The organism is Tessaracoccus sp. OS52 (genome assembly GCF_020687685.1).
Classification (GTDB): Bacteria; Actinomycetota; Actinomycetes; order Propionibacteriales; family Propionibacteriaceae; genus Arachnia.
On sequence record NZ_JAJEWM010000001.1, the window covers coordinates 363,139 to 374,368 of the forward strand.

An 11,230-nucleotide genomic window follows, 5' to 3' on the forward strand; every position below is an offset into this window, starting at 1 on the left:
ACCAGTCTCCAGATCAGCGCAGTGAGTCGATGATCTCGTTGAAGGTGGGCGAGGGCCGCATCACCTCGGAGGCCAGTGCGGCGTCGGGGCGGTAGTAGCCGCCGATGTCGGCAGGGGAGCCCTGCACGCCGATCATCTCCGACACGATCTGCGACTCGGCCTCGGCCAACTCCTCGGCCACGGGGGTGAAGGTGCGCGCCAGGTCCTCGTCGTCGGACTGGGAGGCCAGTTCCTGGGCCCAGTACAGCGCCAGGTAGTAGTGGGAACCCCGGTTGTCGATGCCGCCGAGGCGACGGGTGGGGGACTTGTCGTTCTCCAGGAAGGTGCCTGTTGCGCGGTCAAGCGTGGCTGCCAGCACGCCGGCCTTCGGGTTGCCCTCCGTCGTCGCCAGGTGCTCGAAGGACGCCGCCAGCGCGAGGAACTCACCCAAGGAGTCCCACCGCAGATAGTTCTCGGAGACCAGCTGCTGCACGTGCTTGGGAGCCGAGCCGCCCGCGCCGGTCTCGAACAGCCCCCCGCCTGCCATCAGGGGCACGACCGACAGCATCTTGGCCGAGGTGCCGAGTTCCAGGATCGGGAACAGGTCGGTCAGGTAGTCACGAAGGACGTTGCCCGTGACAGAGATGGTGTTCTCGCCACGGCGGATGCGCTCGATGCTGAACTTCGTGGCGTCCACCGGGTTCATGACCTGGATGTCGAGACCGGAGGTGTCGTGCTCGGTCAGGTAGTCGCGGACCTTGGCCATCAGGTTCCGGTCGTGGGCGCGGGTCTCGTCCAGCCAGAAGACAGCGGGCGTGCCGGTGGCGCGGGCGCGGTTCACGGCGAGCTTCACCCAGTCCGCCACGGGAGCGTCCTTTGTCTGGCAGGCGCGCCAGATGTCGCCCTTGGAGACCTCGTGGCTGGTGAGGACGTTCCCGGCCGAATCGACGAGCTGGACCTTGCCGGGGGCGGCGATCTCGAAGGTCTTGTCGTGGCTGCCGTACTCCTCGGCCTTCTGTGCCATGAGGCCGACGTTGGCGACCGACCCCATGGTGGCGGGGTCGAATGCCCCGTTGGCCTGGCAGTCCTCGATCACTGCCTGGTACACGCCGGCGTAGGAGGAGTCGGGGATGACGGCGAGCGTGTCGTCCTCCTCGCCGTCGGGCCCCCACATGTGGCCGGAGCTGCGGATCATCGCGGGCATGGAGGCGTCGACTATGACGTCGGAGGGCACGTGCAGGTTGGTGATGCCCTTGTCCGAGTTGACCATTGCCAGGCGGGGGCCCTGGGCGATGGACGTCTCGATTGCTGCCCGGATCTCGGCGCCGTTGGGGAGCTTGTCCACGCCCGCGAGGAGGGCGCCCAGCCCGTCGTTGGGGGAGAGGCCGGCGGCCGCGAGGTCGTCGCCGTAGGACTCGAAGACGTGCGAGAGGTAGGCGCGGATCACGTGCCCGAAGATGATGGGGTCGGAGACCTTCATCATGGTGGCCTTGAGGTGCACCGAGAACAGCACGTCGGCGGCCTTGGCCCGGGCCATCTGCTCGCGCAGGAAGTTGGTGAGGACCGCCACGCCCATGACGGTGGCGTCGACCACCTCTCCGGCCTGGACCGGGAGGCTCTCCTTGAGCACGGTGACGGTGCCGTCGACGGCGATCTGGCGGATCTGCAGGGTGTCGGCCGCGGGCATGACCACCGACATTTCGTTGTGGCGGAAGTCGTCGCGGTCCATGGTGGCGACCGACGTCCTGGAGTCAGCCGCCCATTCGCCCATCCTGTGCGGGTGCTTGCGGGCGTAGTTCTTGACCGACTCCGGGGCGCGGCGGTCCGAGTTGCCCTCGCGCAGGACGGGGTTGACAGCTGATCCCATCACGCGGTCGTAGCGGGCGCGCACGTCGCGCTCACGCACGGATTGCGGGTCCTCGGGGTAGTCGGGGATGTCGAAGCCCTGGCTCTGCAGCTCGGCCACTGCGGCCTTGAGCTGCGGCACTGAGGCGGAGACGTTCGGCAGCTTGATGATGTTCGCGCCGGGAGTCTTGGCGAGTTCGCCGAGTTCGGTGAGCGCGTCGGGGCTCTGCTGGTCCGCCGGCAGCGAGTCTGCGAACTGGGCGAGGATGCGCGCGGCCAAGGAGATGTCCCGCGTCTCCACGTCGACGCCCGCCTGTCCGGCGTAGGCCTCGATGATGGGAAGGAACGAGTACGTTGCGAGCAACGGGGCCTCGTCGGTGAGCGTGTAGATGATCTTGCCCATGTGGTCTCCTATGATCTCGGCGCGTCGCAGGACAGCTTAGCGACCCGTGGCCCGGGCGTGTTCTTTGGATTGTCCGCGACCTCCGGTAGCCTATGCCCCACGAGTTATTGACAGATTCCGCGGCAAGGCCGCGAGGGACAAAGCGAGGGGGTCGACCCGATATGGGGCGCGGCCGTGCAAAGGCGAAGCAGACCAAGGTGGCTCGCGATCTGAAGTATCGCCCAGTGGACACCGATTTTGCGTCACTGGAGCGTGAGCTCAGAGGTGAGGACTACACCCAGCCGGAACCGGAGGAGATCCCCGACGCATACGCGGATCTTGCCGAGGAGTACGGCCACGGTGGAACCTACCTTGATGACGACGCAGCAGAGGACGACGAAGCCGACACCCGAGGCTGAGCGTCGGCCAACCCGTGTGGTCACCCGACTCGGAGCTTGACTCCTTCGAGGTTCGCACCCTCGAACTGCCCGACCTTCCCACTTACAACGGTGAGCAGGAGGGGTCGTTGTGCGCCACCGTGATCCGGCGCAACCCCCCGGCGTCGCCGCAGGCGGTTCTCTACGTCCACGGCTGGAGCGACTACTTCTTCCAGCGGCATCTGGCCGACGAGATGGCCGCGCTCGGTTACGACTTCTACGCCATAGACCTGCACCGTTACGGCAGGTCCCTGCGCCCGGGTCACCTCGCGGGGTTCACCACGGACCTCTCGGAGTACTTCGACGAGTTGAACCGGGCCGCGGAACTGGTGGCCGACGAGGGGCACGGGGAGATCGTCGTCATGGGCCATTCGACCGGCGGGCTGGTCGCATCGCTGTGGGCCGACGCCAACCCGGGCCGGGTCAAGGCGATCGTGCTGAACTCGCCGTGGCTCGAACTGCAGGGCTATCCCGCGCTTCGTCCGGCCATTGCCCCCATGCTCACGGCCGTCGGGCAGCTCAACCCTCTGGCGGCCTTCCCGGTGGCTGAACTGGGGTTCTACCGGCGTTCCATCCACGCGGGTCAGGACGGGGAGTGGACCTACAACGAGAACTTCAAGGGCGACAGGGCCTTCATGGTCCGAGTGGGCTGGCTGGCCGCGATCATGGCCGGCCAGGCCACCGTCGCGGCCGGCCTGTCCATCGACGTGCCGATCATGGTGGCGCTCTCGAAGCGCACCGTCATCCCGCGGAAGTGGGGCGAGGAACTCAAGAAGGCTGACATCGTCCTCGACGTCGAGCGGCTCGCCTCCCGCGCGGCGTTCCTCGGCAATCACGTCACGCTGGTGCGAATCGCCGACGGGCTGCACGACCTGACCCTGTCCGCCCCGCCCGTGCGGGAGGCGTTCTTCGACGTCCTGGCGAGGTGGCTGTCGGCCTACGGCTGATCTGGGAGGAATGAAGAAACCCCGCCCACGCGGGCGGGGTTCATTCCGTGGCCAGGGCCGGGATCGAACCGGCGACCTTTCACTTTTCAGGCGAACGCTGCTACCAGCTGAGCTACCTGGCCAGGTGGCTTTGCGCTGCTGCGCTTACCAGCGACCCCGACGGGACTCGAACCCGCGACCTCCGCCGTGACAGGGCGGCGCGCTAACCAACTGCGCTACGGGGCCAATTTCTTGGCCTGCTGGCTGAGCCAGCCCGGCAACTATAGCGTCAGGATCTCACCGAAGGGAAATCGGTCTCGACGCTGGTCAGTCACCATTCAAAACCCTCTCAGACGAGAGGGCCTTGGCATCCCCAACGGGATTCGAACCCGTGCTGCCGCCGTGAAAGGGCGGAGTCCTAGGCCGCTAGACGATGGGGACCGGACTGGTCAAGGATAGTCAGGAGACCGCAGGCCGCGCAAACAAAGAGGGAGCCCCGGTGGTCCGGGGCTCCCTGGGCACGGCTACGGGGGGTCAGCCGTACGTATTGATGTGAACGTGGTCCTTGTGGTTGGCGGTGTCCCCACCACGGTTGGCCATGGCGCGCCAACCTTCCTTGTTGCGGGCCACGCTCCAGATCTTCTGGTCGAAGATGATGTAGTTGATGTTGTACTCCGCCGCATGGGCCTGGAAGTAGCGGGCGATTTCCCAGCCGAGGGCGCTGTTGGTGCGGTAGCTCGGGATCATCACGTCGACCGCGCGGCCACCAGGGTGGTCGGGTGTGACGTCGCGGCGCCAGCCGTACTGGGTCTTGATCGCCGACCAGTTGTCCCACACGTACCAGGCGATGCGCTGCACGTTGGCGTTGGTCTTCTCCAGGCCGCTGGAGTAGCCCTTGTTGATGTCTCCGCGGTCGGGGCTGCCGCCGCTGGGCGGGGGAGCGGGGGTCGTCGGGACGGTGGCCGAGAGGTAGTTGGCCGTCACCCAGCGGAGCGCCCCGTTGTGCAGGATCTCGGCGCGTCCGTCTGAGACCTTGCCCGTGACCGCCACCGCGGAGCCGCGCGGGATCTCACCCGTGAAGGCGGTGCCGGTGCTGGCGTGCCAGATGTTGAGGTTGGCCGTCGCGTACTGCGTGGTCGTCTCCGGGGCTTCGGGAGCGCTCGGGGCGGTCTCCGTCAGACGGGTCAGGTAGGAGTTGTTCACCCAGCGCGCCTGTCCCTGCCAGATCACCTGAGCCATGTTGTACTGGACGGTCCCGGTGAGTTCCAGGATGGTGCCGCGCGGGACATCGCCCAGCGACTGGAAACCACGTGTGGCGGTGGTCCGGATCATGAGTGCGGCCGTGGCGCGGGCCTTGACCTTTACGGGCGGCAGCGACTGCGTCGGCGCGGCCTCGGTTGCGGACAGGTAGCTCATGGACGCCCACAGTGTGCTCGAGTTGTACTGCACCTGGGCGTAGGAGCCGCTCACCTTGCCGGTGAGCACCAGCCGGGCGCCCTTGGTCGCGATCACGGAGACGGGGTCCTTCACGGTCGGGCCCACGCGGAGGTTCAGGTTGGCCGTGGTGTACACCGCGCCCTGGGAAGCCGACTCGGCCGGCGTCGGCGCGGGCTTGAGCGACACGGTCCCGCTGGTGAGGTAGGCGGAGGCGATGTAGGCGGTCTTGCCGTTCCAGGAGACCTCGGTCCAACCGTCCTTGCTGGTGCTGGCGGAGACCTGCTCACCCTTGTACAGGATTCCCACCCGGGCGCTGGAGACCGTCGGGGCCGAACGGACGTTCACGGCGGCCGTGGCCTTGAGCCTGGTGCCGGCAGCCTCGGCGCTCAGGCTGAGGGCGACGTTTGCCGTACCCTGCACGAGGGCGGCCATGGTGGCGGCGACGGCCAGGCCACGGAGCCCCTTCAATACCCGATTCACGCTCTTGGATCCCTTCGGTGAAGTCACAGGCTGTCAGGCTCGTGCCGCTTCCCCGAGACCTGCGGCCTCCGGCACGTTCCCGTCCAGTGGCCCGGACATTAGGGATCGGTCGCCTCGACAGACAAGCGTTACTTGAGAGTTCGCCAAGCAAAATGAGGGCCGCGAGCGGCTGGTTCCTGAGGAATCCCAGCGGTGTAATTCTCCCGTTGTGATTTTGGGCAATCCGGGTTTGACTAGGGGCATAAGTGATCGCCAGGGAGGTTGGCGGCGCCGCCGGATCGATTGGCTGGATCTGAGATTGTTCAGAAATGGTCGGTTTTGACGCCGCCTCAAGTGGCACTTCAGGTTCAGGCTTTTCGTGGGTCGACCCAGGTCTCCTTGAGGTTGCTCGTCCACGCAGCGGCCCAGCCCAGCACTTCCGACGGCGTGTAGCCGGCCTTGAGGTCCGCCACCGTCAGCACCTCCCCGCCGACGAGGGCTCCCAGTTCGTAGAGGTCCTTCTCGGTGGCGGTCGCCGCCACCACATGCGAGCCCAGCGCCCGGCGGTTGGCCCCGAGCGTGGCCATCACCGCGTCGTCGAACCCGGTGGCGACGATGACCAGCGGCGCCTCCGCGGTGGCAGTGGCCAGCACGGCGAGGAGTTCCCTGACAGCCGTGACCTCGCCGTCGACCATCAGGATTCTCGCGTCGGCGAGTTCCGCCTGCTCGCCATGGGTGGCGAAGTCGGGGGAGGCATGGCCGAACCCCAGCCGGGTGCCGGCTGGTGCGCGGCTCTCCCTGGATCCGGCGCTCGGCGGCGGCAGGCGGTCGATCTCGCTCTGGGTCACGTACGCGGGCGCGTGGGTGTCGACCTCCGCCAGCCCGCGCTGCGGGGGCGCGTCCGCGTCGCCCTCAAGCTGGCGCCGTCGTCGCTGGTCCAACCAGACAGCCAGAACGAGCAGGGGGAGCCCGATCCCGAGAGCGATGATGAGTCCCAGCCAGTCAGCCACCCCGCCAGCCTGCCACGCCCGGGTGGCGATAGTGTGGCGCCCATGGCAACGACGCCCTACAAGTTCACAACCGGGCCGGACGGCGAGACCGTTCACATCAGGGCGCGTGGGCGAGCCGTACTGGCGCTGCCGATGATCAACAGGGGTACGGCGTTCACCCCGGAGACGCGTGAGGCGTTGGGCATCTCGGGACTCCTCCCACCCGGCGTCAGCACCATGAACGGCCAGCTGAGGAAGGTCTACGAGCAGTTCCACGACCAGCCGACCCCGCTGGCCAAGAACATGCTGTTGGAGGCACTCCATGACCGCAACGAGGTCCTGTACTACAAGCTGTTGACCGAGCACATCGAGGAGATGCTGCCGATCGTCTACACCCCCACCATCGGCGAGGCCATCCAGAAGTACAGCCAGTGGATGCAGCGCCCGCGTGGGGTCTTCCTGTCGATCGAGCATCCGGAGCAACTGGCAGGGGCGCTGGCCTCCTACGGGCATGATGCCGACGACGTCGACCTGGTGGTGGTCACCGACTCCGAAGGGATCCTCGGCATCGGGGACCAGGGCGTGGGTGGGGTGAGGATCGCCGTCGGGAAGCTGGCTGTGTACACCGCTGCCGCCGGAATTCACCCGCAGCGGGTCCTGCCCGTCGTGCTCGACGTCGGGACGGACAACCTCGCCCTGCTGAACGAGGAGACCTACCTGGGGGTGCGGCACGCACGGGTGCGCGGCGAGCGCTACGACGAGTTCGTTCGGCTCTTCATGGAAACCGTCACCGCGATGTACCCGCACGCCATGATCCACTTCGAGGACTTCGGAGCCGGCAACGCGCACCGCGTCCTGGAGACCTACCGCCACGACCACTGCGCCTTCAACGACGACATCCAAGGCACTGCGGCGGTGGTGGTCGCGGCCATTCTGTCGGCGCTGGACGCCACGGGAACCACGCTGGCCGAGCAACGCATCGTCGTGCACGGCGCCGGCACGGCGGGCATCGGGATCGCGGACCTGCTGCGGGACGTGATGGTGGCAGAGGGGCTTCCTGAGAAGGAGGCGAATCGGCGGTTCTGGGGCCTTGGATCCCGGGGCCTGCTGAGCGCTGACGACACCCGCATGCGCTCGTTCCAGAGGCCCTATGCCCGCCCGGCCGAAGAACTGGGTGGCTGGCAGGTGGCGACGCCCGGCCGGATCGCGCTGGCCGACGTCGTCAGGAACGTCCACCCCACGATCCTCATCGGAACCTCTGCGCAGCCGGGCGCCTTCACCGAGGCGATCGTCCGGGACATGGCGGCCCACACCGAACGGCCGGTCGTCCTCCCCCTGTCCAACCCGACGTCGCTGGCCGAAGCGACCCCGGCTGACCTGCTTGCCTGGACCGGCGGCCGGGCGATGATCGCCACCGGCTCGCCCTTCGAGCCCGTCAGTTTCGACGGCGTCACCCACCAGATCGCGCAGGCCAACAACGCGCTGGTGTTTCCCGGGATAGGGCTCGCGGTGGCGGCCTGCCGCGCCACCCGCGTCTCCGACGCGATGATCGCGGCCTCCGCGCGCGCCGTCGCATCCCTGAGCCACGCGAAGCGGCTCGGCGCCTCGCTGCTCCCGGGCATCCAGGAGCTGCGGGCGGTCTCGGCGACGGTGGCGCTCGCGGTCGCGGCTGCCGCCGAGGAGGAGGGCCTGGCGGCCCGGCCACTGCAGGACCCCGTCCAGGATGTCTTTGCATCCATGTGGGTACCGAAGTATGCCGAGGTGGTGGCTGTCTGACACCCGCGCCCCGTGCTGGCCTGGGCTGCGCGAGGCACTAGACTGTCGGGGCGCCTATAGCTCAGTTGGTAGAGCAGGGGCCTTTTAAGCCTCGGGTCGCGGGTTCGAGCCCCGCTGGGCGCACGGACCCCTCATGATTGGTCGTGAACTTGGGGTCGCCGTCCCTCTGGTGCCCCCAGCCAATCCTTGGCTGCCACCACCAGCGCCGTCACTCCCATCGAGATGGTTGGTTCGGCCGCGGGGGCGTAGCTCGGGGAGTGGTTGGCGGGCACCGACCTCAGGGCGGGATCATCGAGTCCGCCGCTGGTGAAGAGGTTTGGGTCGGTTCCGCCCAGCAACCAGTAAGCCAGTGGCGCCCCAGCGCTGGTCGCCAGGATTCCGACATCCTCGCTACCGGCCCCGGCTCCCGGGTCGAGCACGCTGCGGTCCCCGAGCCACGCCCTGAACGATGCCAAGGTCCTTGCAAGGGCAGCCTGGTCGTTCACGGCTACCGGGAAACGCTCGATGGACTCCATGGTGGGCGGCCTGGGCGCCCCTGCTGCCGCCGCCACGCCCCTGACGATCCTCTCCACGATGCTCAGGACGTGCTCCCGAACGGCGGGATCGTAGGTCCGGATGTTCAGGAGGAGTTCCGCCTCTTCGGGGATGACATTGGCGGCCTCGCCCGAACGTACTGAACCCACGGTCAGGACGACGACGTCGGTCGCGGCCACCTCCCTGGAGACGACTGTCTGCAGGCGTAGAACGGCTTCGGCCTGCATGACCACCGGGTCGATCGAGTTCTGCGGCATTGATCCGTGCGCCCCTCTACCGATCAGCCGGACGCGGAGTGAGTCCGAGGCGGCGTAGGCCGGTCCGGGGTGAGCCGCGATGGTGCCCGCGGGCAGCGGTGCGACGTGTTGGCCAAGGACGACCTCGGGCTGGGGAAAGTGCTTGAACAACCCGTCATCGACCATGGCCTGCGCGCCCGAGCCCAGCTCCTCAGCAGGCTGGAAGATCGTGACCAGCGTGCCGGACCAGTTCGCGCGGTCGGCCACCAGAGCGGAGGCCGCGCCCAGCAGGCAGGTGGTGTGGACATCGTGGCCACACGCGTGGCTGACTGGCACTCTCCTCCCGTGGGCATCCGTCGCGACGACGGTGCTCGCGTAGTCGAGTCCGGTCTCCTCCCGGATCGGGAGGCCATCCATGTCCGCGCGGAGCAGAACGGTGGGCCCACGGCCGTTGTTGAGGACCCCCACAACGCCCGTCCCACCCACCCCTGTGGTCACGGCGAACCCGAGTCTGGTCAGGTGCTTCGCGGCGATGTCGGCGGTGCGATGCTCCTGAAAGCCGAGTTCGGGGTTCCGGTGCAGGTCGCGGTACAACTCCAACAGGGCGGCGTCCGGCGGGATGGTCAGCGGGGATGTGCTTGCCATGAGCGTCTCCTTCGAGTGCGAGAGCCATCCCCCACAGCCTAACCCCGAGGGACTCCTGCGGCAGCCGCCCAGAAAACTCGTAGGGGATCGGCTGGCGCGCAGCGCCTGCGTTCGCCCACTCAGACCTCGAGCCAGGACTTCTCCGCCGTCGGCTGCTGCGGGTGGTGCCGTTCGAATTCGCGCCACCACTGCGTCGCCCCCGGTGGAAGCACCGCAGCCGGGCAGGCCTCGACGGTGTCGCGCAACTCGGTCTTGGTGCTGGCCAGTCTGGCGCCGGTGCGGGCGTTGTCCTCGCCGTCCATGATCCGCTGCTCCAGCTTCAGTGCCTGCATCCGCAGCAGGACGATCCGAGACGTTCGTGCTTCCTGCTCTGCGCCCAGCCCGAGGGTCTCCTCCGCCGCCCGCATCCAGCCGTAGTCGCTGTTGATCCTGATGAGCCCGGGGTGCACGGTCATGGCGTCGTGGACGCTGATCGTGGGATTGATCACGATGGCGTCGGTGGAGTTTGCGTAGGCCAGCTCGTCGCGGCCGGCCTCGTCGATGAGGATCTCCATGGAGCGCATCACGATGCTGAACAGGTCTGCGTCTGCCATGGACTGCCTGGCCGGCACGCCGACGGACTGGGAGCTGAGCACGTAGGTGCGCTGGGCACGCAGGTGTCCGATCGCGAGTTCGGCGGGCAGGGTGTCGCGCGTGCCGCCGTCGACGTAGGTCTGCGACCCAAGTTGAACTGGCCGGAAGACCCCGGGGATTGAGCAGGAGGCCAGCACGCCGGTTGCCAACCGGTACTGGGAATCGTCGATCACCACGTCATCCCTGTCGACGATGCGGCCGTCCTCCCGGAGGTAGTGCAGGTGCCCGGACTCCAGGGAAACCATCGCCACCCGCAACGTCATGCCGGAGGCAGCCACGCGGTTCTCGTCGAAAAGTTCCCTGTCGAGCAGCTTGGCCAACATCGGCCCGGGCCGGTACATCGAGCGGGTGGTCTCCATGCCGCGCCGGATCACGGCCAGCTCGGACCCCAGGCGCGGCAGCTCGCCCAGGCGCCCCATCAGCGTCGCCACGTCAGACAGCGACCATTCGGGACCGACTTCCTCGTCCGGGGTGAGTGCAGCCTCGAGCGGGTCCAGGGGTTCCGGTGCGCTGACGGGGCTGACGACGCTCTCGGGCCGCCGTCGGAACGGCAGCCGGTCAGCCAGCGTGCGCGTCGCGGCGGGCTGTGCGGGGGATTCCACGAGCTGGAGCCAGCGCGGCATGTCCGCCCGGGCCCGGGCCATCCAGGGGCGGGGGGTGAACATGTCGTCGGAGGTGGTCATCTCGTCCCAGATGTCGGCCAGCAGCGACACGTAGCCGCGCTGCTCCGCAGGGCTCGCGCCCTGCGCGAGGACGGCTGCGAGGATGGCTCCGGCCGAAGTGCCGACGAAGATTGTGGGCCGGAACTCCGGATCGTGCTCGTACAGGTAGGCCAGCGCCCCGAGCTGGAAACTGGCCTTCGAACCACCGCCCGACAACACGCAGGCCACCGTCTCGTCGCGGGGGGTGAATCCGAATAGTGGGAGTCCCAGCCACCCTGTTTTGGCCATGC

8 protein-coding genes and 4 tRNA genes are annotated in these 11,230 nt (G+C 67.8%); 4 read left to right on the top strand and 8 right to left on the bottom strand.

Features of this window, described 5'->3' with window-relative positions:
• Positions 1-13: 13 nt before the first annotated feature.
• Entirely contained in the window at positions 14-2,227 is a 2,214-nt protein-coding gene (locus LKO27_RS01535; protein WP_227735147.1) for an NADP-dependent isocitrate dehydrogenase, read from the bottom strand.
• Between the two features lie 161 nt (positions 2,228-2,388).
• Here LKO27_RS01535 and LKO27_RS01540 point away from each other — a divergent pair, with 161 nt between their 5' ends.
• Positions 2,389-2,625, top strand: coding sequence for a DUF3073 domain-containing protein (locus tag LKO27_RS01540; RefSeq protein WP_227735148.1), 237 nt, complete (start codon positions 2,389-2,391; stop codon positions 2,623-2,625).
• 14 nt (positions 2,626-2,639) lie between these two features.
• A complete protein-coding gene (locus LKO27_RS01545) occupies positions 2,640-3,590 on the top strand; it encodes an alpha/beta hydrolase (protein ID WP_227735149.1) in 951 nt (316 codons plus the stop codon).
• 48 nt (positions 3,591-3,638) lie between these two features.
• Here the strand turns inward: LKO27_RS01545 and LKO27_RS01550 are convergent.
• From LKO27_RS01550 to LKO27_RS01570, 5 genes are all read right to left on the bottom strand, one after another.
• Positions 3,639-3,712, bottom strand: a tRNA-Phe gene (locus LKO27_RS01550).
• A gap of 29 nt (positions 3,713-3,741) precedes the next feature.
• Positions 3,742-3,815: transfer RNA gene (locus LKO27_RS01555), tRNA-Asp, on the bottom strand.
• Between the two features lie 119 nt (positions 3,816-3,934).
• A tRNA-Glu gene (locus LKO27_RS01560) sits at positions 3,935-4,010 on the bottom strand.
• A 93-nt stretch (positions 4,011-4,103) separates the two neighbouring features.
• Positions 4,104-5,486, bottom strand: coding sequence for an SH3 domain-containing protein (locus tag LKO27_RS01565; RefSeq protein ID WP_227735150.1), 1,383 nt, complete (start codon positions 5,484-5,486; stop codon positions 4,104-4,106).
• A gap of 347 nt (positions 5,487-5,833) precedes the next feature.
• Positions 5,834-6,475: a hypothetical protein gene (locus LKO27_RS01570; protein ID WP_227735151.1), complete on the bottom strand. Its 642-nt coding sequence runs from the start codon at positions 6,473-6,475 to the stop codon at positions 5,834-5,836.
• Between the two features lie 42 nt (positions 6,476-6,517).
• Here LKO27_RS01570 and LKO27_RS01575 point away from each other — a divergent pair, with 42 nt between their 5' ends.
• Both LKO27_RS01575 and LKO27_RS01580 read left to right on the top strand, forming a co-directional pair.
• A complete protein-coding gene (locus LKO27_RS01575; protein ID WP_227735152.1) occupies positions 6,518-8,230 on the top strand; it encodes an NAD-dependent malic enzyme in 1,713 nt (570 codons plus the stop codon).
• A gap of 50 nt (positions 8,231-8,280) precedes the next feature.
• A tRNA-Lys gene (locus tag LKO27_RS01580) sits at positions 8,281-8,353 on the top strand.
• A gap of 8 nt (positions 8,354-8,361) precedes the next feature.
• Here the strand turns inward: LKO27_RS01580 and LKO27_RS01585 are convergent.
• Both LKO27_RS01585 and LKO27_RS01590 read right to left on the bottom strand, forming a co-directional pair.
• Positions 8,362-9,645 (bottom strand): amidohydrolase, encoded by a 1,284-nt coding sequence (locus tag LKO27_RS01585; RefSeq protein WP_227735153.1) that lies wholly within the window; start codon positions 9,643-9,645, stop codon positions 8,362-8,364.
• Positions 9,646-9,764: 119 nt separating this feature from the next.
• The gene (locus tag LKO27_RS01590) at positions 9,765-11,228 is read right to left on the bottom strand and encodes a patatin-like phospholipase family protein (protein ID WP_227735154.1); all 1,464 of its coding nucleotides are present in this window, start codon (positions 11,226-11,228) and stop codon (positions 9,765-9,767) included.
• Positions 11,229-11,230: the final 2 nt, after the last annotated feature.